This is a genomic window from Klebsiella pneumoniae complex sp. WS1778 (assembly GCF_049472055.1).
GTDB lineage: Bacteria > Pseudomonadota > Gammaproteobacteria > Enterobacterales > Enterobacteriaceae > Klebsiella > Klebsiella quasipneumoniae.
On the sequence record NZ_JBKGTJ010000003.1, the window covers coordinates 600,071 to 622,736 of the forward strand.

Below are 22,666 nucleotides of genomic sequence, written 5' to 3' on the forward strand. Positions count from 1 at the left end.
TCTGAATCGTTAGCGTTAAGCGGTTTGCGCCGCGTTGTCAGCCTGGTCGACGGCGTTTTCACGCTCCTGGGCCAGCAGCTGTTTTTCGTAAGCTTTGAGAAATGGCAGGTACATCACCATGGCGGTGGCCATACAAATAAGGCACAGGATCACCGGGCTAAAGCTCCAGTTCGCCGCCCACGAGGCGCCGATAGGGGCCGGCGTCGTCCACGGCGTCATCGACACTACGCGGCTGACCAGGTCCAGCTTCAGCGCAAAGTACGCCAGGGTCGCGTTGACCATCGGCACCAGCACGAACGGCAGGAAGAACAGCGGGTTCATGATGATCGGCGCGCCGAACAGAATCGGTTCGTTGATGTTAAATACGCCCGGCACCACGCCCATCCGGCCAATCGTCCGCAGATGCACGGCCTTGCTGCGCAGCAGCATCAGCGCCAGCGGCAGGGTTGAGCCGACGCCGCCGATCAGCAGATAGTGATCCCAGAAGCCCTGGACATAGATGTGCGGGATAGCGGTGCCAGCGGCCATCGCCGCCTGATTGACCGACAGGTTGGCCATCCAGAACGGGTTCATGATCCCGGTGACGATCAGCGCGCCGTGGATCCCGGCGAACCACAGTACCTGACAGACCAGCACTGACAGCAGGATCGCCGGCAGCGTATCGGAAGCTGCGACCAGCGGTTTCACCAGCGACATGATCGCTTCCGGAATGATCATCCCCAGCTGGGCCTCGATAAACAGGTTCAGCGGATGTAGCGTCAGGATGATCGCCAGCACCGGGATCAGGATCTCGAACGAGCGCGCTACCCCGGCAGGCACTTCCGGCGGCAGGCGAATGGTGATGTTATGTCGCTTGAGGAAGGCGTACAGCTCGGTGGAATAGATGGCCACCAGAATGGCGGTAAAGATCCCCTGGCCGGAGAAGTAGGCAGTAGAGATCTGGCCATCTTTCAGCGGCGCGGCGACCAGCAGAAACGACATCAGCGACAGCATCCCGGCGGTCAATGAGTCCAGGTGATGGTGCTTGGCGAGGCTGGCGGCGATCCCGACGGCGATAAACAGGGTCATCACCCCCATGCTGAAGTTGAACGGCAGCATCAGCGCCTCGCGATGATCGAGCGAAAATTGCAGCCAGGCGCGGGCAAAGCCCCACGTCGTATCCGGAGAAAACGGCGGGAAGATAAACACCAGCAAAAACGAGCCGACGATCATAAAGGGCAGGGCGGTAATAAAACCGTCGCGGATGGAGGTAACGTATTTTTGCTGGCCGATCGCTCCCGCCATAGGCGTGATCTGCCGTTCGATCACATCGATCAATTTAGCGTACAGAGAGCTCATGATCTTTCCTTAGTTCTTGTTTTCGATGAGGGAAAGGGCGAAATCAAGGACTGCGGCGCCTTTTTGCATGCCGTAGTCCATCATATTGATGGGTTCGACGCGGATACCGTATTTATCCGCCTGCTTTTGCAAATCCTGCTGCATGTATTTCACCTGCGGCCCCAGCAGCACCACCTGATAATGGCCAACCTGTTCGGCGAACTCCGCTACGCCATAGGCGTTGATCTCTACCGGCAGGCCCCGCTGTTCGGCTTCCGCAATCATTTTTTTCATCAGCAGGCTGGTGGACATGCCTGCCGAACAACACAACATAATTTTTTTCATAAGTACCGCTCCTGATGAGGTTGGATGTGCGGACTATAGTCAAAATGGATGCATTACGGAAAGCGCTTTCCATTTATGGATTTATTTATTGTGACCATGATCACCTATGGCAGGCTTTCACTTTCCGGTGTTGTGGGCGATCATCCCGGCGAGACAATCATTCGCAAAGGTAGGAGTATGAACATTCAGTTAATGAATGTGGCCGTGGACATCATCGAGCAGCGGCTGGCGCCGTTGGCGAATGTTCTGACGCGCAACAACCACATTACGGCGATGCGCGATAGCTTTGCGCTGGCGATGCCATTTGTGATTGTTGGCAGCCTGTTGGTTCCCATTTTGTTTCCGCCCGTTTCCATCGACGGCGCCTCGCGTTTCGGCCAGGTCTATTTGCTGCTGCGGCCTATCCTGCTGCCGACCTTTCAGCTAACCATTGGCCTGGTGGCGCTGATTGTCGCTTTCGGCGCCAGCGCCAGTCTCGCCAAGCAGTACCGTCTGCCGGAACGGCTCTGTGGTTTAACCGGGTGTCTGGCTTTTCTGCTGTTTATTGGCTTTCGCGAGACTGCGGTGAGCAACGTTTATCTCGGCGGCATGGGGATATTTACCGCCCTGATATCCAGTACCTATTCCATTGAGATAATTCGTTTTTTCTACAAAAAAGGCTGGTGTATCCGCCTGCCTGATGAAGTGCCGCTGATGACTCGCAATGGCTTTCAACTGCTGATCCCGCTGCTGGTGGTGATGCTGTCGATAAGCGTGATGAATGCCATATTGCTGCAGACGACCGGGCGCATCGTACCGGAGCTAATCAGCGAAGCGGTGCGACCGCTGGTGCTGGCGTCCGACACGTTGATGGCGGTACTTATCTCTTTGTTAATCTGTAACTTACTCTGGTTTATCGGTATCCACGGCGCGCTGATTATCACCGGGATTATGAACCCCTTCTGGATGACCTATCTGTTTGAAAATCAGCAGGCTTTGGCAGCGGGTTCGCCAACGCTGCCGCATATTTATCTGCAGGGATTCTGGGATTTTTACCTGCTGATCGGCGGTATCGGCTCCACTCTGCCGCTGGTATTGATGGCGATGCGCAGCCGCTCACGGCAGCTGAAAAGCGTGGCCAAAATTGGCCTGCTGCCGTCGCTGTTTAATATCAACGAGCCGATACTGTTTGGTTTTCCGGTGATCATGAACCCGGTTTTTTTACTGCCGTTTCTCTTTGTTCCGCTGATAAATGCCTGTATTGCATGGTATTTGACTCAGCTGGGCATCCTCGATCGCGCGGTGGCGATGCTACCCTGGTCGATGCCTTCTCCGCTGGGGGCGGCATGGTCGGCGAACGGCAGCTGGAAAAATTTGTGCATGAGCCTGTTCGCGATGTTTAACGCCTGGATGCTTTATCGCCCCTTCTTCAAAGTTTACGAACGCCAGCTCGCGGAAACCGAGCGCTGATCCCCTCGCCGTCGGCGGCTTATCCCCCGACGGCACCTGTTCACTTTCTCTTTCTTCCGCTCTGCTGCCGGCTTCCGGCGGTATTCTTGTTATTTTATGTGATCAGTCTCACGAATATATTCGTCGCAGAGCGAATTTTGTGAACCAGATAGGCAATTATGGAAAGCGCTTTCCATTAGTGGATGTACATTTCCATTTTTGATCCGTAAATTTCCCCTCCGTTATCGGTTCGTGTTAACAAACATAACGTGGGAAAAAAATAATGATAAAGCTGAAACACTCAATACCTCTGGCTCTCCTCTCGCTGGCCGGGACCAGCAGCCTGGCCTGCGCCGATCCGAAGTATGATTTTGCGCTGCATGGCTATATTCGCTCCGGGATCCTTGCCAATTCTGATGGCAACCGCGCGGACTCCGTCGGCCTGATGCCGGACGGCAAGTGGCGACTGGGCAACGAAGAAGACACCAAGATCGAACTGATCCCCACCGTAACGCTGACGGCGGACAGCGGCGTGGTGGCGAAAGTGCAGGCCAACCTCACTCACCAGTCGAAATGCACCTCCGACTGGAACTGTCAGGATGACGATGGCCATGATGTGCAGTTTCGTGAAGGGTTCGCCGAGCTGAGCAATCTGGATTTTGCGCCGGAAATGACTTTCTGGGCCGGTAAGCGCTACAGCAGCTCCAACACTTCCAGCCATCAGTTTGACTGGGAGTACATTCAATACAATGGCACCGGCGGCGGCTTCGATAACATGGATCTGGGCTTCGCCCGCTTCGACGCCGGGGTCTACGCCTTTTCGCCCACCGATGAAACCAAAGCCTACCCGGTGGATAAGGGAGATCAGGGCTACCCGGATGATTACTCCCTCAACCTGTGGCTGAAAAAGATCGCCGGGACAGGCTTCGATCTGGAGCTGATCGGCCACCACATGAACCGTAACGAAAAACATCCGACTTCCGCCGAAAAGGGCTATGGCGTGACCGGTATTTATAACTTTGACGGTTTTTATGGCCTCACCGGGGGGTACTCCCGCCTCGCATTGCAGTACGGCAAAGGGCTGGCGGCGGGCGATTCGCTGGGTAAAAACGGCTGGGGCTGGGCCAATCTGGAAAACACCCAGTCCTGGCGGGTGGTGCTGGATAGCGTGGCCTCGATGGGCGATCTGGAAATCTCCACCTTCGCCTTCTGGCAGAAGGATAAAAACTACCGCTGGTGGACGGAAGATGACAATGGCTGGGGACGCTCGATGTGGGTCGCCGGTATCCGCCCCTATCATCAGATCACCCGCAACTTTGCCATGCAGTACGAGCTGGGCTACGAATACCTGGATGACAAAAACTACAAAGGGGTTAACGGCAAAGGCAAAGGCGGCCTGACCAAAGTCACCGTTGCGCCAACGCTGACCTTTGACTCCGGCTTCTGGGCGCGCCCGCAGCTGCGTTTCTTCGTCACCTACGCGAAGTGGGACAAAGGTGTCTCCGATGCGCTGGACGGCAACTACAACTGGGATACCAATACCATCACCGCCGGCGGTTATTCCCGCAGTGGCTCAACCGACACCGTTAACTTCGGCGTACAGGCCGAAGTCTGGTTCTAAGGAGAGACAGCGATGAAGCCGATGAAAAACCTGCTGCTAATGGGGCTGCTGTCCGCGCTGGGGGCCGGCGGGGCGTTGGCCGCCGAGCGCTCGCATTTTGAACACTTTATCACTCGCGACGGCGCCGCTCTCAAGGATGGCGATAAGGTGTTTCGCTTCGCCGGGATCCACGCGCCGGAGCTGCACCGCATTGAAGACGACGCCCGCGGCCCCTGCAGGGCAGACCCGCGCGGCTGGGGGCAATACTTTAAATGGCCGACGGCCCAGGAGCAGCAAAACTGGATCCAGGCGATGGTGCAAACCGGGGCGAAAGCCCAGCGCGTCTACGTGCTGTCGGTGCAGCAGGAGTTTGACAAGGCCTGCGGCCGCGAGACCCATATTCTCGCGCCGGAAACGGCGGACGGCATGCCGCGGCTGAATGAGAAAGCCATGCGGGTGTATGACAACATGATTGCCGAAGCGGATAAACAGGGATTGCGTCTGATCCTGCCCTTTATCGACCATTGGTGGTGGTGGGGCGGGCGCGAGCAGCTGGCGGCGTTCTACCACGAAAAAGCGGAAGACTTTTATCGTACCGATAGCAAGACCTTCAAAGCCTATCTGGATGTGATCCGTCAGGTCATCACCCGGACAAATACCGTCACCGGCCGCGCCTATTTTGATGAGAAGGCGATCATGGCCTGGGAGACCGGTAACGAGCTGGAGGATACCAATGCCGATTTTCTGCAGCAGACCGCGGCGTGGATTAAAAAGTGGGCTCCCAACCAGCTGGTGATGGATGGCACCTATAAGAAAATCAATTCTTTTGCGTTGACTGACCCCAATGTGGATATCGTCAGTAATCACTATTACACCAACGCCGATAATAACCATCCCGGGCAGGTGACGCAGGATCTACGCGCCGTCGGCGGGCAAAAAGTCTATCTCGTCGGCGAGTTTGGCTTGCTGCCGGCGGATCAGCTGAACGCCATTATGCAGTCGATTGTTCACAGCGAGGTCAACGGGGCGCAAGCCGCCGGGGGGCTTATCTGGGGCTTCCGCGGCCATCGTCACGACGGCGGCTTCTACTGGCATAAGGAGTCGACCGGACACTACAGCTACCACCTGCCGGGGTTTGCAAAAGAAGGCGAAGCGAACCAGGAGCAGGCGGTGGTCGATCTGGTGCGCACCGCCGCAGCGCAGATGGCCGGACAGCAGAGGATGGCGCCGCTGCCGAAGCCGGACGCGCCTCTGCTGCGCGAGACCACCTCGCCCTTCGCGATCAACTGGATGGGTGCCGCGGTAGGACGTAGCTACGATGTCGAACGCGCTGGCTCGCCGACCGGGCCGTGGACGGTGGTGGGCCGGGATATATCCGATGGCGTTAACGAATGGAACCCGGAAACCATGGTTCTGTTCCGCGACGATTATCGTCAGCTTCAGCTCGGGCGGACGTACTACTACCGGGTGACGGCGAAAAACGAGAGCGGTCGTTCTGCCCCTTCCAATGTGATTAGCGTGAAGCATAGTGAGGTGAATCAGCCGCCGGCTATCACGCTGGAACCCGCCTTAACTACCACTCAGGACCAGGGCGTCGAGCTTACGGCCAACTGGCAGGACGATGGCCTGCCGTCGCGAGAGGTGAAAGTGGGCTGGCAGCACGCCGGCGACGGACAGGTACATTTCTGCCATGCCGATCGGCCGCAAACCCGGGCCTGGTTCACGGCGCCAGGCACCTATGCGCTGACGTTCACTGCCGACGATGGGCTGCTGAAAAGCAGCAAAACCGTGACCGTGACGGTGGGCGAGGCGACGGGGAAGGCGCCGGCGGATTTCTGTCGTTATCACGGCAAAGTCTATGGCGTGGCTGAGGGGCGCCTGACGGTAATGAAGAGTGATAAAGACGCGCTGGCAGTTGGCGAGGACGGTTTTCTCGGCCCATTTGCCAGCGAGGGGGATAAGATCAGCTGGCAGGTGCAGGCGCCGTGGAGCGGTCAGTTCCAGCTCAACGTAACCTTCAACGGCAAATGGGGCGGCAAGCAGAACTCGTTTGTCGTCAACGGGGGCGCTCCGCAGGCCGTGGCCTTCCCGCAGACGGATGAGCAGGGCCAGCAGCTGCGGATACCCGTAACGCTGAAAGCGGGGAGCAATCAGGTTGACTTCGGCCGCTTCGCCGGCGACTGGGGCTATATGTTTATTAAATCGATCGAAGTGGTCGCGGAGTAGTACGCTCAGGCTGCGCCAGACGGGCGCAGCCTTTTTTCGAAAGGAGAGGTTATGCAGCAGTATCAGTTTCCGCAAGGGTTTCTGTGGGGGGCGGCGGCGTCCGGCCCGCAAACGGAAGGGGTCACCAATAAGCGCCATCGTTCCATCTGGGACAGCTGGTTTGCTGAACAGCCGGAGCGATTTTATCAACAGGTAGGGCCGCAAACCGTGTGTGATACTTATCATCAGTATCCGCAGGACGTGGCGCTGATGAAACAGACCGGCTTCAACTCGTTTCGAACCTCGATTCAGTGGTCACGACTGATCGCGGATTTTGAAACCGGCGCGCCGGACCCGGACGCGGTGCGTTTTTATCACGCCTATCTTGATGAGATGATCGCCAACGGCATTGAGCCGATGATCAATCTCTACCATTTTGATATGCCGGAGGTGCTGCAGAAACAGTACGGTGGCTTTGAATCGGCGCACGTAGCAGAGCTGTTTGCCCGCTTTGCCCGCACCGCCTTTAACCTGTTTGGCCATAAGGTTAAATACTGGATAACCTTCAACGAGCCGATTGTACCGGTTGAGGGAGGCTACCTGTACGACTTCCACTATCCGTGTAAGAAAGATGGCCGGCTGGCGGCGCAGGTGGCGTTTAACATTATGCTGGCGCATGCCAAAGCGGTAACGGCTTATCGTGAACTGGCGCTGGCGGGCGAGATCGGCGTGGTGCTCAACCTGACTCCGAGCTATACGCTCACCGACAGCGACGCGGATAAAAAGGCCGCCTGGTATGCCGACCTGTTTTTTAACCGCAGCTTCCTTGACCCGCTGGTAAAACATGAATTCCCTAAAGCGCTGTGCGAGATCCTCGCCGCCCACGACTGCCTGCCGACGACCAGCAAAGACGACGTGGCGTTGATCCTCAGCGCGGAGATCGATTTTCTTGGGGTGAACTATTACGTGCCGCGGCGGGTAAAAGCGCGTGAGAGCGAATATGACCTCGATTATTTCACCCCGGAATACTATTTCGAAAACGCGGTGAACCCGCAGGGCCGCTTTAACCCCTATCGTGATAACAACGAGATCCTGCCGCAGGCTATTTACGACATTGCCGCCAATATTCGTGAAAACTACGGCAATATTAAGTGGTATCTCGCGGAAATCGGTATCGCGATGGATCGACAATCAGAGGGAGAGCCCGGGGCGGACGGGGTCATAGACGATACTTTCCGCATTCAACTGATGGAAGAGCATCTGGTGCAGCTGCACCGCGCCATTGCCGACGGCGCGAACTGCTTTGGCGTGCACCAGTGGACGTTTATCGACAATTGGTCGTGGATCAATGCCTTCAAACGGCGCTACGGCTTCTGGCGACTGGATCTGGAGACTGGCGAGCGACAGATAAAACGCAATGCGCTGTGGTTTGCCGAACTGGCGACCAGCAACGGTTTTACCCGCGACAAATAGCGCGCTGCGCCAGCGCTCCCTCCTGGCGGCGCGCAAAGAGGGAGCGTGCGAGGCTACACCAGTTCGTCTTTATTAATGCCCAGCCGCTTCATGCGCGACAGGAGCGTGGTGCGCTTCAGCCCCAGCCGCTGGGCAGCGCCCTTCGGCCCGGCCACCACGCCGTTGCTCTCCTTCAGCACCCGGACGATCAGTTGATATTCATCTTCGCCTTCCTCAGGCAGGACCTCTGGTGACCGCGGAGGCTCGACGATATCCCGCTCCGGCAGGGAGAGCTGCAGCACGTTGCCGCGGGTCAGCAGGACCGCCCGTTCGATGACGTTTTCCAGTTCGCGCACGTTGCCCGGCCACTCCATGCGCGTCAGGGTGCGCAGGGTTTCCGCCGGGATGCTGTCGATATTGCGTCCCATGCGGCGGGCGATTTTGAAGGTAAACGCCTTCACCAGCAGCGGGATGTCGTCGGGACGCTCGCGCAGCGGCGGCAGGTGGATCGGGAACACGTTGAGCCGGTAGTAGAGATCGCTGCGGAATTCCCTATCGATAACCATTTGCTTGAGATCGCGGTTGGTGGCGGCGATCAGTCGGACGTCGGTCTGGATCAGCTTGTTGCTCCCCAGGCGTTCGAACTCCTGCTCCTGGAGGACGCGCAGCAGCTTGGGCTGCAGCTCCAGCGGCATATCGCCCACTTCATCAAGGAACAGGGAGCTTTTGTCCGCCAGTTCGAAGCGGCCGATACGCTGGGCGCTGGCCCCGGTAAACGCGCCGCGTTCGTGGCCGAACAGATCGCTCTCCAGCAACCCGGCGGGCATCGCGGCGCAGTTCATCTTCACCATCCGCCGACTGTTTCGTCCGCTGAGGTTATGAATGGCGCGGGCGATAAGCTCTTTACCGGTGCCGGTTTCGCCGAGGATCAGCACGGTGCTGTCGCTGTGAGCCACCATCTCGACCTGCTTGAGCACATTGTTCATCGCCTCGCTGCGGCCGATGATCTCCCCGAATTCGCTCTCGACATTGTTGAGCTGCTCGGTGAGGGCGAGGTTCTCATCCACCAGTCGCTCTTTCAGGCGCTGAATTTCGCGGTAGGCGAGGGCGTTATCGATAGCGATCGACACCCGCTCGGCGATCTGCCGCAGCAGCTTGAGATTGGTGGTGGTAAACACCTGTTCGTCGCACTGCGCCAGCTTCAGCACGCCGAGCAGGGTGTTGCCGGACATCAGCGGCAGCAGGCACAGGGTCTGGATCTTGTTGCCCCACATCTCGAAGAGCATTTTCTCGTACGGCGCGAGAGTGTCATGCTCGTGCAGGTTAAGCAGCAGCATCTCTTTGCTTTTGAACACCCGCTCGGTGAGGGTGCCGGCTTCATCCACCTCGCTCTGGTCGTGAACCGGATGGCTGGCGTCAAGATAGTGGGTGGAATAGATGTTGAGCTTCCCTTTGCGGTTGCTGCGCAGCACTACGCTGATGGCATCGATCCGGAAGTAGCGATGGATCTCTTTCGCCACCTCGCTGACCAGCTCGTCGATATCCAGACGCGAGAGGACCGCGTTGGTGATCGCCACCAGGATGCGAAAGTTGTCGCGCTCGTGGCACAGCAGATCGTAATCGACGTTGTTGCTGACCCGGTTCTGAATCTGCTCGGTGACCACGGCGACGATCTGCGCAAAGGTATGCAGCCGCTGGAACTCTTTCTCGCTCCATGGCCGGTTGTCACGACGCAGAAATTCGCAACCGCCGAAGATCCGCCCGTCGGCCGCCAGCGGCAGCAGCGAGTAGTACCCGAACGGGCGATAGATCCCGCTGCGGATAAGCTGCGGCCAGGTGTCGGCAAAGGTCTCATGATCGCAATGCAGGGCATCCGGCCGGGAGAGTAAGCGGCGTACAGGGCCGTGGGCGAGCACGGTTTCATCTTCGTAGCTCACCGGCTGGCCTGCCTCATCGCAGGCGTATCTGGCCGCGCGGTGGTTGCCTGCGTTCCACAGGATAATGGCCGCTTCGTCGGCCAGCGCGGACTGTTGCACCAGGCGGGTCAGGGTTTCGCTCAGCGCAGCCAGATCGGGCTGCTGTAATAAAAGCCGGGTGATATCAAACAGACCCTGCTGGCCGAGATCGCTCATCGGTGTATACGACATGGCTTACATCCAAAACGCGCCGGCAACGCGGCGCATAAGAAAATGATGGTACAAATAATAGTATGTTAATAAGGCGGTTTTGACCGCCGTTAACCCATCCGTGGGCGCCCGCTGGTTTGGGCGGGATACTCATGCTGGCTTTTCCCGGCTTACGCTGCGCTTAGCCGGGCTACAAGTGCGCGCAGTTTTGTAGCCGGATAAGGCGCCAGCCGCTAACCGGGCCCCGACGCCGTCGTTAACAAATTCTCGGCAGCGGCTCGGCGTGGGGAAGATCGAGCGTCCGCTTCACGCCGTACAGCCCGACGGAACGCACCCCCGGGCGGGCGACCACCTCGCCGATTATCGCCGCCTCGCATCCCAGGGCGTGAGACCGTAGATGCGTCAGTACATTTTCCGCTTCTTCGCGGGCGACGGCGATCACCAGCTTGCCTTCATTGGCGAAGTTCAGGGCGTCCAGCCCGAGCAGCTCGCAGACCCCGCGCACGGTGTCGTTGACCGGCAGCTTCGCCTCGTGCAGTTCAATGCCGCAGCCGCTGGCGACGGCGAACTCATGGGCGACGGCGTTGACGCCGCCGCGGGTGGCGTCGCGCAGGGCTTTTACGCCGCGCAGCGGCCGCAGGGTTTGGATCAGCGGCGTCAGCACCGCGCAGTCGCTGGACAGCGCGCCGTCGAGCCCCATCTGCTCACGCAGATTAAGGATGGTGGCGCCATGATCCCCCAGCGTGCCGCTGACCAGCAGCACATCGCCGGCGCTGATCTGCTGCGTCCCCCAGCGAACGTCCGCCGGGATGGCGCCGATGCCGGCGGTGTTGATAAACAGCTTATCCGCCGCGCCGCGCGGCACCACTTTGGTATCGCCGGTGACGATGGCGATCCCTGCCGCCCGAGCGGTATCGGCCATGCTGGCGACCACCGCTTCCAGGGTAGTGATCTCCAGCCCCTCTTCGAGAATAAACCCGCAGGAGAGATAGCGCGGGATGGCGCCGCTGACCGCCACGTCGTTGGCGGTACCGCAGACGGCCAGCTTGCCGATATTGCCGCCGGGAAAGAACAGCGGGTCAATCACATAGCTGTCGGTGGAGAAGGCGAGGCGATCCCCCTGAGCGGCAAGCGCCGCCAGATCGAGGCGCGCCTGATCCTCCTGCTCCGCCAGCCAGGGGTTGGCGAAAGCCTGCATAAACAGGTCGCCGATCAGCTGCTGCATTGCCTGACCGCCGCTACCGTGGGCTAACTGGACGCTTTTCATGCTTCATATTCCTGACTGCGATATTGATACCAGGCGGCGCAGGCCCCTTCCGAGGAGACCATCAGCGCGCCAAAGGCGCTTTGCGGATTGCAGGTGCTGGCGAAGAGCGGGCACTGGTGCGGTTTACAGCGACCGGTCAACACCTCGCCGCAGCGGGCGCGCGGGTCGTCGCACACGCGCTGCGGCGCCGGGCGGAAATGGGCCTCGGCATCGAAGCGCTGATAGGCCGGCGTGAGGTGCACGCCGGAGTCGCTGATGACCCCCAGACCGCGCCATTCGCTGTCGCCATCAAGGCAAAACACGTCGGCCATCGCCGCCTGTGCCAGCGGGTTGCCGGCATCCGGCACCACGCGACGGTACTGATTTTCCACTTCGCTACGCTGCGCTATTGTCTGCTCAACCAGCATCACCGCGCCTTGCAGTAGATCAAGCGGTTCGAAACCGGCGACCACTAACGGGCGATGATAGTTGCTGGCGATAAAGCCGTAGGCTTCGGTGCCGATCACCATACTGACGTGGCCGGGGGCGAGAAAGGCGTCGATACCGTTGTCCGGCTGATCCAGCAGACTGCGCAGGGTCGGCAGCAGGGTGATGTGCTGACAGAAAAAGAAGAAGTTTTCGACGTTGCGCTCCCGCGCCTGACGCAGGGTGAGGGCGGTGGCGGGCATGGTGGTTTCGAAACCGAGACCGAAAAAGACCACCTCACGCTGCGGGTTTTGCTGCGCCAGCCGCAGGGCGTCCATCGGCGAGTAAACGATGCGAACATCGGCGCCGCTGGCTTTCGCCTGCAGCAGTGAGCCGTTTTTGCCCGGCACGCGCATGGCGTCGCCGAAGGTACAGAAGATCACCCCCGGGCGGCTGGCAATCTCAATGCAGGCGTCGATGCGCCCCATCGGCAGGACGCACACTGGGCAGCCGGGCCCATGAATAAATTCGATATTCTCCGGCAACAGCTGGTCGAGCCCGAATTTAAAAATGGCATGAGTATGGCCGCCGCAGACCTCCATAATGCGCAGCGGACGCTGCGCGGTGTGCGGCAGCAGATGGGCACGCTGCTGAAGATGGGCCACCAGCTGCATGACCTGCTCGGGGGCGCGGTATTCGTCAACGTAACGCATTATCGCTCCTCGCCGTACAGCAGGGCGCCGACGTCCGGCTCCACGTCAAACATATTTTGCAGCGCCTCGAGAGTATCGCGCGCTTCGTCTTCATTAATCACGCTCATGGCGAACCCGACGTGCACCAGCACCCACTGGCCGAGACGCGGCTGACCCTGGTCGTCAACGGCGCCCACCAGCGTCAGGTCAACGTCGCGCTGAATGCCACAGACTTCCACCTTCGCCAGCACGCCGTCGATGGCGCAAATTTGTCCCGGAATGCCTATGCACATCGTTGCGTCTCCAGCCAGGTGAGCCACTGGTCCATGCCTTCGCCGCTGGTGGCGGAGAGGAGGATAATTTCAATATGCGGATTGACCTCGCGGGCGCAGGCCAGGCATTTATCCACGTCAAAGTTGAGATACGGCAGCAGGTCGACTTTGTTGAGCAGCATCAGGCTGGCGGCGGCGAACATATGCGGATACTTCAGCGGCTTGTCTTCGCCTTCGGTGACCGACAGCACCGCCACCTTATGGCGTTCGCCGAGATCAAAGCTCGCCGGGCAGACCAGGTTGCCGACGTTTTCAATAAACAGAATGCCGTGGTCAGCCAGCGGCAGTCGCGGGGCGGCGTCGGCGATCATCTGGGCGTCGAGATGGCAGCCTTTCCCGGTGTTGACCTGGATCGCCGGAGTGCCGGTGGCGCGAATGCGGGCGGCGTCATTGACCGTTTGCTGGTCGCCTTCGATCACCGCGCAGTCGGCACGCCCTTTCAGCCGGGTGAGGGTTTCGGTGAGCAGGGTGGTTTTGCCGGAGCCGGGGCTGGAAACCAGATTCAGCACCAGCTGCTGCTTTGCCGCAAAGCGCGCGCGGTTGCGCGCCGCCAGGCGGTTGTTTTTATCCAGCACGTCGATTTCCACTTCCAGCATCCGCCGCTGGCTCTGGCCCGGGGCGTGAGTCCCCGCTTCGCCATGGCCGTAATGCAGATCGCCCTCTGTCGTGCGGGTGGGGGCGAAGTGGTCAGTTTTGACGCCGGTGATGGTCATCGTCTGGCGTGGGGCGGGCGCGAAGGGGGCGCTGCGGAACGCGGAATGCGGGTTTCGTTCGTCTCCTTCAATATAGAGGTTGCCTTCGCCACAGCCGCATGTCGTACACATAATTTACTCCAATTCTAAACGCTGAATCTGTAAGCCGTCATCCGCCACGATCTGTAGCTGGTCGTTATTGCAGTGCGGGCAGCGGCGGACGTGCTGCGAGACAAGATGGACGTACTGCTGACAGCGTTCGCACCAGCATTCAGCCTGTTGTTCGGCGATATGCAGTTCACACCCCTCCGCCAGCGTGCCGCGGCAGACCAGCTCAAAGCAGAAGGTCAGGGCGCTGGCTTCGACGCAGGAAAATGCCCCGACCTTAAGCCACACGCCGGTCACCCGTCGCGCGCCGGCCTGCTGCGCCTGTTGTTCAATAATTTCCAGCGCCCGCTGGCTGAGGGTGATTTCGTGCATAGTCGCCTCCGTATCGCGATGCGCCTTTTATGCAATAACGATGCCAGAACAGACTCATGGCGGTGGGAAATGTCGATGACGACGCGCCGGGGCTGTCATCGACATGTCGCGTCGGCAGGATATAAATATAAAAACATAATTAAATCAAATAAATAAAATGTGGCACGGAAAATGCTTAAACGGTGCATCTCATGCTACGGAGAAACCGATATGACTATTTGGGAAATAAGTGAAAAGGCGGATTACATCGCCGACCGTCACCGGCAGCAGCAGGAGCAGTGGCATATCTACTGTAACTCGCTGGTTCAGGGGATCACCCTGTCGAAAGCCCGCCTGCATCACGCGATGAGCTGCGCGCCGGACAAAGAGCTGTGCTTCGTGCTGTTCGGCCATTTTCAGGTGTTCGTCGCCCTGGCGGAAGGCTTCAACAGCCACACCATCGAATACTACGTCGAAAACAAAGGCGGCGGTGATAAGTATCTGATTGCTCAGGCCACGCTCGCCGCGGATGGCACGGTGGACGGGCGGATCAGCAACCGCTCCCGCGACCAGGTGCTGGAGCACTATCTGGCGATTATCGCCACCGTCTATGACCGTCTGTACGACGCCATGGAGCAAGACCAACCGGTGGACTTAAGCCATCTGGCTCTGACCCACTGATCGCAAGGTGTCGACATGTGTCGAAAATGACACCTGCGCAACCTGATTTCGTCAAAAGTGACTTTCACCCGAGGATGACCCGGTGAACCGTTTTGTAATTGCTGACTCCACTGTCTGTATCGGCTGCCGCACCTGCGAAGCCGCCTGCTCTGAGACGCATCGCCAGCATGGCCTGCAGGCGATGCCGCGGCTGCAGGTGATGCGTAATGAAAAAGAATCGGCACCGCAGATGTGCCACCACTGCGAAGACGCCCCCTGCGCCGCTGTCTGTCCGGTTAACGCCATCCAGCGCGTCGATGGCGCTGTCCAGCTCAACGAGAGCCTGTGCGTAAGCTGCAAACTGTGCGGCATCGCCTGCCCGTTTGGCGCGATCGAATTTTCTGGCAGCCGTCCGCTGGATATTCCGGCCAATGCCAATACCCGACTGGCGCCCCCCGCGCCGCCGGCGCCGGCCCGCGTCAGCTCGCTGCTCGACTGGGTGCCTGGGGTGCGCGCCATTGCCGTGAAATGCGACCTCTGCCACTTCGATGACCAGGGTCCGGCCTGCGTGCGGACCTGTCCGACCAAAGCGCTGATGCTGGTGGATAGCCGTGATATCGCCCTGGCCAGCAAGCGTAAACGCCAGCTGACCTTTAATACCGACCTTGGCGACTTGTCGCTGTTCCAGGCGCAACAGGGGGAGAGGGAATGAGTGTAATTGGATTAGTCAATCAGGCGGTGACATGGTACGCCGCCAGCGCCGTGCTGGCCTTTGTGTTTGCCATGCGTAAACCGCTCAGCGGCGCCATTGCCGGGATCGGCGGCGCGGTGGCCAGCGCCATGCTGGTGGTTGCCGGCGGCGCCGCGCTGTTGATGCCGGATCGGATCCACGGCGGCATGCTGCAGTTTCTCCATCTGACGATGCGGGTGGGCGGCGTGAACGCCCTGTGGCTGCTGGCCATTGGCCTGTCGGCGCTGCCGGTGTCGCTGTTTAACATTAGCTGGCATCGCCACCCGCAGGTGAAGGCCAACGGCCTGCTGGTCAACCTGCTGCTGGCCGCCGCCACCTGTGCGGTGGTGGTGACCAATATCGGCTTGCTGGTGGTGATGGCGGAGATCATGGCGCTCTGCGCGGCGTTTCTCACCGGCTGCGCCGCCTCCGGCAAGCTGTGGTTTGCCCTGGGTCGTCTCGGCACGTTGCTGATGGCCTGGACCTGCTGGCTGGTGTGGTCGACCTACGGCACCCTCGAGCTGGCGCAGATCAATCTTCAGGCGGTGGATATGATGCAGAGCCCGCTGCTGTGGCTGCCGGGGCTGGCGGGGTTCGCCCTGCTTGCGGGGGCTATCCCGCTGCACGGCTGGGCGCCGCAGGCGCACGCCGGGGCCAGCGCGCCGGCCGCCGCGCTGTTTTCCACTGTGGTCATGAAGGTCGGTCTGTACGGCATGTTAACCATTTCGCTGGCCGGCGGCGTGCCGCCGCTGTGGTGGGGCGTGATGCTGCTGGTGCTGGGGATGATCACCGCCTTTATCGGCGGTCTGTATGCGTTGATGGAACATAACATTCAGCGCCTGCTGGCCTATCACACCCTGGAGAACATCGGCATTATCCTGTTGGGGCTGGGCGCCTTCGTCACCGGCGTGGCCACCCGCAACAGCACGTTGATGGTGCTGGGTTTCATCGGTGGCATGTATCACCTGATTAACCACAGCCTGTTCAAAACTACGCTGTTCCTCGGCGCCGGGGCGGTGTGGTTCCGCACCGGCCATCGCGATATCGAGAAGCTGGGCGGCATCGGTAAAAAAATGCCGCTGATCTCCCTCGCCATGCTGGTGGGGCTGATGGCGATGGCGGCCCTGCCACCGCTGAACGGCTTCGCCGGCGAGTGGGTTATCTACCAGTCCTTCTTCAAAATGAGCACCAGCGACCTGTTTATTGGCCGTCTGCTGGGGCCGCTGCTGGCGGTCGGTCTGGCGATCACCGGCGCGCTGGCGGTGATGTGTATGGCCAAAGTCTATGGCGTCACCTTCCTCGGCGCGCCGCGGAGCAAAGAAGCGGAAAACGCCACCTGCGCCCCCTGGCTGATGACCCTGAGCGTGGTCATGGCGGCGGTCTTCTGCCTCGTTGGCGGCATCGCCGCGCCGTGGCTGCTGCCGCTGGTGAGCGGTGCCTTCCCGCTGCAGGCCCAGGTGTCGAGCGTGGTGTCGCAGCCGATGATCGCGCTGCTGCTTATCGCCTGCCCGCTGCTGCCGTTCTTGTTGATGATCTTCTTTAAAGGCGATCGCCTGGCGGCGCGCTCGCGCGGCGCGGCCTGGGTCTGCGGCTACGATCACGAACAGTCGATGGTGGTCACTGCCCACGGTTTCGCCATGCCGGTGAAAGAGGCCTTTGCGCCGCTGCTGAAGCTGCGTCACTGGCTGAATCCGGTGCGTCTGGTGCCGGGCTGGCGATCGGCCTCGGCGCCAGCGCTGCTGCGCGGAATGGCGCTGGTTGAGCTGGCGGTGCTGGTGGTGATTGTCATTTCGCGAGGAGCCTGAGAATGAGTTTGTTAATTGCATTGCTACAGGCGCTGGCGCTGTTTGCCGTCGCGCCGCTGTTATCCGGGATCGTTCGCGTCGCCCGCGCGCGGCTGCATAACCGCCGCGGTCCGGGCGTGCTGCAGGAGTATCGGGATATCCTGAAACTGCTGGGCCGCCAGAGCGTCGGTCCCGACGCCTCGGGCTGGGTGTTCCGCCTGACGCCGTACGTCATGGTGGGCGTGATGCTGACCATCGCCACCGCCTTGCCGGTGGTGACGGTGGACTCTCCGCTGCCGGTGCTTGGGGATCTCATCACCCTGATCTACCTGTTCGCCATCGCCCGTTTCTTCTTCGCGATTTCCGGTCTGGACACCGGCAGCCCATTTACCGCGCTGGGCAGCAGCCGCGAAGCGATGCTCGGCGTGCTGGTGGAGCCGATCCTGCTGCTGGGCCTGTGGGTCGCCGCGCAGGTCGCCGGCTCGACGCACATCAGCACCATTACCGATACCCTTTATCACTGGCCGGCAGCGCGCAGCATTCCCTTGATTCTGGCGCTGTGCGCCTGCGCCTTCGCCACCTTTATCGAGATGGGCAAACTGCCGTTCGATCTGGCGGAAGCGGAGCAGGAGCTGCAGGAGGGGCCGCTTTCCGAGTACAGCGGTAGCGGCTTTGGCATCCTGAAGTGGGGCATCAGCCTCAAACAGCTGGTGGTGCTGCAGATGTTTGTCGGGGTCTTTTTCCCGTGGGGCCAGATGACCAGCTTCAGCGTCGGCGGCCTGCTGCTGGCGCTGGTGGTGGCCGTCGTCAAGCTGGTGGTGGGCGTGCTGATCATCGCGCTGTTCGAGAACAGCATGGCGCGTCTGCGTTTTTGTGCCACCTCCCGCGTCACCTGGGCCGGGTTTGGTTTTGCCTTTTTAGCCTTCGTCTCCTTGCTGGTGGCGTGATTTAAGAGAGTTTGAGCATGTCTGAAGAAAAAATCGGTCAACACTATCTTGCGGCGCTGCACCAGGCCTTTCCGGGCGTGGTGCTGGACGAAGCCTGGCAGACCAAAGACCAGTTAACCATCACCGTGAAGGTCAATTACCTGCCGGAAGTGGTGGAGTTTCTCTACTACCAGCAGGGCGGCTGGCTGTCGGTGCTGTTCGGCAACGATGAACGTAAGCTGAACGGCCACTACGCGGTCTATTACGTACTGTCGATGGAGCAGGGCACCAAATGCTGGATCACCGTGCGCGTGGAAGTGGACGCCAACAAACCGGAATACCCGTCGGTGACGCCGCGCGTGCCGGCGGCGGTGTGGGGCGAGCGCGAAGTGCGCGACATGTACGGCCTGGTGCCGGTCGGCCTGCCGGACGAACGCCGGCTGGTGCTGCCGGACGACTGGCCGGACGAACTCTATCCGCTGCGTAAAGACAGCATGGACTACCGCCAGCGTCCGGCGCCGACCACCGACGCCGAAACCTACGAGTTCATCAACGAGCTCGGCAGCAAGAAAAACAACGTGGTGCCGATCGGCCCGCTGCACGTCACTTCCGATGAGCCCGGCCATTTCCGCCTGTTCGTTGACGGTGAGAACATTATCGATGCCGATTACCGTCTGTTCTATGTCCACCGCGGCATGGAGAAACTGGCGGAAACCCGCATGGGTTATAACGAAGTGACTTTCCTGTCTGACCGCGTGTGCGGCATCTGCGGCTTCGCCCACAGTACCGCTTATACCACCTCGGTGGAGAACGCGATGGGCATCGTGGTGCCGGAGCGGGCGCAGATGATCCGCGCCATTCTGCTGGAGGTGGAACGCCTGCATTCGCACCTCCTGAACCTTGGTCTGGCCTGCCACTTCACCGGCTTCGACTCAGGCTTTATGCAGTTCTTCCGCGTGCGCGAAACCTCGATGAAGATGGCGGAGATCCTCACCGGCGCGCGTAAAACCTACGGTCTGAACCTGATCGGCGGCATCCGCCGCGACCTGCTGAAAGAGGACATGATCCAGACCCGTCAGCTGGCGCAGCAGATGCGTCGCGATGTGCAGGAGCTGGTGGATATGCTGCTCAGCACCCCGAACATGGAGCAGCGCACCGTCGGCATTGGCCGGCTGGACCCGGAAATCGCCCGCGACTTCAGTAACGTTGGCCCGATGGTGCGCGCCAGCGGCCACGCCCGCGATACCCGCGCCGACCATCCGTTCGTCGGCTACGGCCTGCTGCCGATGGAAGTCCACAGCGAGCAGGGCTGCGACGTGATCTCCCGCCTCAAGGTGCGGATCAACGAGGTTTATACCGCGCTGAACATGATTGATTACGGTCTCGATAACCTGCCCGGCGGTCCGCTGATGGTGGAAGGGTTCACCTATATCCCGCACCGCTTCGCGCTGGGCTTCTCCGAGGCGCCGCGCGGCGACGATATCCACTGGAGCATGACCGGCGACAACCAAAAACTGTACCGCTGGCGCTGCCGGGCGGCGACCTACGCCAACTGGCCGACCCTCCGCTATATGCTGCGCGGCAATACCGTTTCCGATGCGCCGCTGATCATCGGCAGCCTCGACCCGTGCTACTCCTGTACCGACCGCATGACCGTGGTCGATGTACGCAAGAAGAAGAGCAAAGTGGTGCCGTACAAAGAGCTGGAGCGCTATAGCATCGAGCGTAAAAACTCGCCGCTGAAATAAGGAATCGCCATGTTTACCTTTATTAAAAAAGTCATTAAGACCGGCTCCGCGACGCACGCCTACCCGCTGGAGCCGATGCCGGTAGATAAAAACTTCCGCGGCAAGCCAGAGCATAACCCGCAGCAGTGTATCGGCTGCGCGGCCTGCGTGAATGCCTGCCCATCGAACGCCCTGACGGTCGAGACCGATCTGGCCACTAACCAGCTGGCGTGGCAGTTCAACCTCGGGCGCTGCATCTTCTGCGGCCGCTGCGAAGAGGTCTGCCCGACGGCGGCGATTAAGCTGTCGCCGGAGTATGAGCTGGCGGTGTGGAAGAAAGAGGATTTCCTTCAGCAGTCGCGCTTCTCTATCTGCCACTGCCGGGAGTGCCAGCGGCCGTTCGCGGTGCAGAAGGAGATCGACTACGCCATCGCGCTGCTCAAGCATAACGGCGATACCCGCGCCGAGCTGCACCGCGAAAGCTTCGAAACCTGCCCGGAATGCAAGCGCCAGAAATGTCTGGTGCCGTCCGATCGTATTGAACTGACCCGCCACATAAGGGAGGCCAGCTGATGAGCACTTTACTTGGCCCGCGCGATGAAAACGGCATTCCGGTGCCAATGACGGTTGATGAATCCATCGCCAGCATGAAGGCCTCGCTGCTGAAGAAAATTAAACGTTCGGCCTACGTCTACCGCGTCGACTGCGGCGGCTGTAACGGCTGCGAAATCGAAATCTTCGCCACCCTTTCGCCGCTGTTCGACGCTGAACGCTTCGGGATTAAGGTTGTGCCTTCGCCGCGCCATGCCGATATCCTGCTGTTTACCGGGGCGGTGACCCGCGCGATGCGCTCCCCGGCGCTGCGAGCCTGGCAGTCGGCGCCGGATCCGAAGATCTGTATCTCCTACGGCGCCTGCGGCAACAGCGGCGGCATCTTTCACGACCTGTACTGCGTCTGGGGCGGTACCGATAAAATCGTACCGGTCGATGTCTATATTCCGGGCTGCCCGCCGACGCCCGCCGCCACCCTGTACGGCTTCGCCATGGCCCTCGGCCTGCTGGAGCAGAAAATTCACGCCCGCCTGCCGGGCGAGCTTGACGAACAGCCGACCGAGCTGCTGCACGCCGATATGGTGCAACCCCTGCGGGTGCGCATCGACCGCGAAGCGCGGCGTCTGGCGGGCTATCGCTATGGCCGGCAGATTGCTGACGACTATATGCGTCTGCTTGGCCAGGGCGACAGCCAGGTGCTGCGCTGGCTGGAGGCGGAAAAAGATCCGCGTCTGACCGAGATCGTCACCCATCTCAACCAGGTGGTTGAGGGGGCGCGTATCCGATGAGCGAGACGGTGGTGTTCAGTCAGCTGAGCCGTAAATTTATTGATGAGAACGACGCCACGCCGGATCAGGCGCAGCAGGTGGTCTATTACAGCCTGGCGATTGGCCACCACCTCGGCGTCATCGACTGTCTTGAGGCGGCGCTGAGCTGCCCGTGGGAGGCGTATCTGGCATGGATCGCCACCCTTGAGGCCGGCAGCGTCGCGCGGCGCAAAATGGAGGGCGTGCCGAAGTATGGCGAAATCGTCATCGACAGCAGCCACGTGGCAATGCTGGCCAACGCCTTTGATAAAGCGCAGTCCGCGCAGACCCCGCAGCAGCAGGCGTGGAGCAAAGCGATGCTCAGCATGCTGCATGATATTCACCAGGAGAGCGCCATCTATCTGATGGTGAGGAGATTACGTGACTGACGTTTTACTCTGTGTTGGCAACAGCATGATGGGCGACGACGGCGCCGGCCCGCTGCTGGCGGAGATGTGCGCGGCGAACCCGGCCGGCCAGTGGGTGGTCATCGACGGCGGCAGCGCGCCGGAAAACGACATCGTGGCGATCCGTGAATTACGCCCCGAACGCCTGCTGATTGTTGATGCCACCGACATGGGCCTTAACCCCGGCGACATTCGCGTCATCGACCCCGACGACATCGCCGAGATGTTTATGATGACCACCCATAACATGCCGCTCAACTATCTGGTCGATCAGCTGAAAGAGGACGTCGGCGAGGTGATCTTCCTCGGCATTCAGCCGGATATCGTCGGTTTTTATTATCCGATGACCCAGCCGGTAAAAGAGGCCGTTGCCCGGGTATACCAGCAGCTGGCAGGCTGGCAGGGCCACGGCGGCTTTGCCCGGCTGGAGGCCGCAGACGATTAACCCTGCGGCGATCAGGGCTCCCCGACGGCGCACGACTGGCCTGCCGGGAGCCCCGTTACCGGCGGCGCCAGCTCAAGATTCTCTATCACTAATTTACCGGGCGACACCGAAACTCTGACCTGCGTGCCGACCGGAAATCCCGCCTGCTCCAGCCAGTCGCCGTTCAGGCTCAGGGCCGCGTGGCGGGTGTAGCGCCGCGTCTCCCGCGTTCTGCGGTTCTCATGGCGTTTTCTGACATAACCCACGGTTAACTGGCGAATGGCCCTGACGATCCCTCTGGCTGCGGGGGGCTGCTGTGCGTTCATGATT

Annotated in this window: 22 protein-coding genes; 13 read left to right on the plus strand and 9 right to left on the minus strand. The window is 60.3% G+C overall.

What is annotated here, in order from left to right; all coding sequences use genetic code 11:
• Positions 1-15 precede the first annotated feature (15 nt).
• Complete coding sequence (locus tag ACLEXF_RS17485) at positions 16-1,338, minus strand: PTS sugar transporter subunit IIC (RefSeq protein ID WP_004205635.1); 1,323 nt, start codon at positions 1,336-1,338, stop codon at positions 16-18.
• Between the two features lie 9 nt (positions 1,339-1,347).
• On the minus strand, positions 1,348-1,662 hold the full coding sequence (locus tag ACLEXF_RS17490; RefSeq protein ID WP_002914979.1) for a PTS sugar transporter subunit IIB: 315 nt from the start codon (positions 1,660-1,662) through the stop codon (positions 1,348-1,350).
• Between the two features lie 177 nt (positions 1,663-1,839).
• Between ACLEXF_RS17490 and ACLEXF_RS17495 the strand changes: the two genes are divergently transcribed.
• From ACLEXF_RS17495 to ACLEXF_RS17510, 4 genes are all read left to right on the plus strand, one after another.
• The gene (locus ACLEXF_RS17495; protein ID WP_004205636.1) at positions 1,840-3,111 is read left to right on the plus strand and encodes a PTS sugar transporter subunit IIC; all 1,272 of its coding nucleotides are present in this window, start codon (positions 1,840-1,842) and stop codon (positions 3,109-3,111) included.
• A gap of 262 nt (positions 3,112-3,373) precedes the next feature.
• On the plus strand, positions 3,374-4,711 hold the full coding sequence (locus tag ACLEXF_RS17500) for a maltoporin (protein WP_004205637.1): 1,338 nt from the start codon (positions 3,374-3,376) through the stop codon (positions 4,709-4,711).
• Between the two features lie 12 nt (positions 4,712-4,723).
• The gene (locus ACLEXF_RS17505) at positions 4,724-6,916 is read left to right on the plus strand and encodes a CBM35 domain-containing protein (protein ID WP_043520719.1); all 2,193 of its coding nucleotides are present in this window, start codon (positions 4,724-4,726) and stop codon (positions 6,914-6,916) included.
• Positions 6,917-6,967: 51 nt separating this feature from the next.
• Positions 6,968-8,368 (plus strand): glycoside hydrolase family 1 protein, encoded by a 1,401-nt coding sequence (locus tag ACLEXF_RS17510; protein ID WP_080841372.1) that lies wholly within the window; start codon positions 6,968-6,970, stop codon positions 8,366-8,368.
• A gap of 53 nt (positions 8,369-8,421) precedes the next feature.
• Here the strand turns inward: ACLEXF_RS17510 and flhA are convergent, their stop codons facing one another.
• The 6 genes from flhA to hypA all read right to left on the minus strand — a co-directional run bounded on the left by flhA (position 8,422) and on the right by hypA (position 14,341).
• Complete coding sequence (gene flhA / locus ACLEXF_RS17515) at positions 8,422-10,494, minus strand: formate hydrogenlyase transcriptional activator FlhA (protein ID WP_004205639.1); 2,073 nt, start codon at positions 10,492-10,494, stop codon at positions 8,422-8,424.
• A 235-nt stretch (positions 10,495-10,729) separates the two neighbouring features.
• Positions 10,730-11,740, minus strand: a complete 1,011-nt coding sequence (hypE, locus tag ACLEXF_RS17520) for a hydrogenase expression/formation protein HypE (RefSeq protein ID WP_004205640.1) — start codon at positions 11,738-11,740, stop codon at positions 10,730-10,732.
• The gene (gene hypD / locus ACLEXF_RS17525; RefSeq protein WP_108433592.1) at positions 11,737-12,858 is read right to left on the minus strand and encodes a hydrogenase formation protein HypD; all 1,122 of its coding nucleotides are present in this window, start codon (positions 12,856-12,858) and stop codon (positions 11,737-11,739) included. The genes hypE and hypD overlap by 4 nt, the downstream gene beginning before the upstream one ends.
• Positions 12,858-13,130, minus strand: coding sequence for a HypC/HybG/HupF family hydrogenase formation chaperone (locus tag ACLEXF_RS17530; protein WP_043520714.1), 273 nt, complete (start codon positions 13,128-13,130; stop codon positions 12,858-12,860). The genes hypD and ACLEXF_RS17530 overlap by 1 nt, the downstream gene beginning before the upstream one ends.
• Positions 13,121-13,993: a hydrogenase nickel incorporation protein HypB gene (gene hypB / locus ACLEXF_RS17535; RefSeq protein ID WP_004205643.1), complete on the minus strand. Its 873-nt coding sequence runs from the start codon at positions 13,991-13,993 to the stop codon at positions 13,121-13,123. Before hypB ends, ACLEXF_RS17530 begins: the two co-directional genes overlap by 10 nt.
• 3 nt (positions 13,994-13,996) lie before the next feature.
• Entirely contained in the window at positions 13,997-14,341 is a 345-nt protein-coding gene (gene hypA / locus ACLEXF_RS17540) for a hydrogenase maturation nickel metallochaperone HypA (RefSeq protein ID WP_004205644.1), read from the minus strand.
• 210 nt (positions 14,342-14,551) lie between these two features.
• Here hypA and hycA point away from each other — a divergent pair, with 210 nt between their 5' ends.
• From hycA to hycI, 9 genes are all read left to right on the plus strand, one after another.
• On the plus strand, positions 14,552-15,001 hold the full coding sequence (hycA, locus tag ACLEXF_RS17545; protein WP_004205645.1) for a formate hydrogenlyase regulator HycA: 450 nt from the start codon (positions 14,552-14,554) through the stop codon (positions 14,999-15,001).
• Between the two features lie 82 nt (positions 15,002-15,083).
• Positions 15,084-15,692: a 4Fe-4S dicluster domain-containing protein gene (locus ACLEXF_RS17550; protein ID WP_004205646.1), complete on the plus strand. Its 609-nt coding sequence runs from the start codon at positions 15,084-15,086 to the stop codon at positions 15,690-15,692.
• Positions 15,689-17,515, plus strand: a complete 1,827-nt coding sequence (gene hycC / locus ACLEXF_RS17555; protein ID WP_200927809.1) for a formate hydrogenlyase subunit 3 — start codon at positions 15,689-15,691, stop codon at positions 17,513-17,515. The genes ACLEXF_RS17550 and hycC overlap by 4 nt, the downstream gene beginning before the upstream one ends.
• Before the next feature lie 2 nt (positions 17,516-17,517).
• Positions 17,518-18,441 carry a respiratory chain complex I subunit 1 family protein gene (locus ACLEXF_RS17560; protein WP_004205648.1) on the plus strand — a complete coding sequence of 308 codons (924 nt, stop codon included), beginning with the start codon at positions 17,518-17,520 and terminating at the stop codon, positions 18,439-18,441.
• 17 nt (positions 18,442-18,458) lie between these two features.
• Positions 18,459-20,168, plus strand: a complete 1,710-nt coding sequence (gene hycE / locus ACLEXF_RS17565; protein WP_004205649.1) for a formate hydrogenlyase subunit HycE — start codon at positions 18,459-18,461, stop codon at positions 20,166-20,168.
• Between the two features lie 9 nt (positions 20,169-20,177).
• Complete coding sequence (locus ACLEXF_RS17570) at positions 20,178-20,720, plus strand: formate hydrogenlyase complex iron-sulfur subunit (RefSeq protein WP_043520706.1); 543 nt, start codon at positions 20,178-20,180, stop codon at positions 20,718-20,720.
• On the plus strand, positions 20,720-21,487 hold the full coding sequence (locus tag ACLEXF_RS17575; protein WP_002914891.1) for an NADH-quinone oxidoreductase subunit B family protein: 768 nt from the start codon (positions 20,720-20,722) through the stop codon (positions 21,485-21,487). The genes ACLEXF_RS17570 and ACLEXF_RS17575 overlap by 1 nt, the downstream gene beginning before the upstream one ends.
• Positions 21,484-21,894 carry a formate hydrogenlyase maturation HycH family protein gene (locus ACLEXF_RS17580; RefSeq protein ID WP_043520704.1) on the plus strand — a complete coding sequence of 137 codons (411 nt, stop codon included), beginning with the start codon at positions 21,484-21,486 and terminating at the stop codon, positions 21,892-21,894. The genes ACLEXF_RS17575 and ACLEXF_RS17580 overlap by 4 nt, the downstream gene beginning before the upstream one ends.
• A complete protein-coding gene (hycI, locus tag ACLEXF_RS17585) occupies positions 21,887-22,357 on the plus strand; it encodes a hydrogenase maturation peptidase HycI (protein WP_017899636.1) in 471 nt (156 codons plus the stop codon). Before ACLEXF_RS17580 ends, hycI begins: the two co-directional genes overlap by 8 nt.
• An 11-nt stretch (positions 22,358-22,368) precedes the next feature.
• Here the strand turns inward: hycI and ACLEXF_RS17590 are convergent, their stop codons facing one another.
• Complete coding sequence (locus ACLEXF_RS17590; protein ID WP_043520702.1) at positions 22,369-22,662, minus strand: SymE family type I addiction module toxin; 294 nt, start codon at positions 22,660-22,662, stop codon at positions 22,369-22,371.
• Positions 22,663-22,666 lie beyond the last annotated feature (4 nt).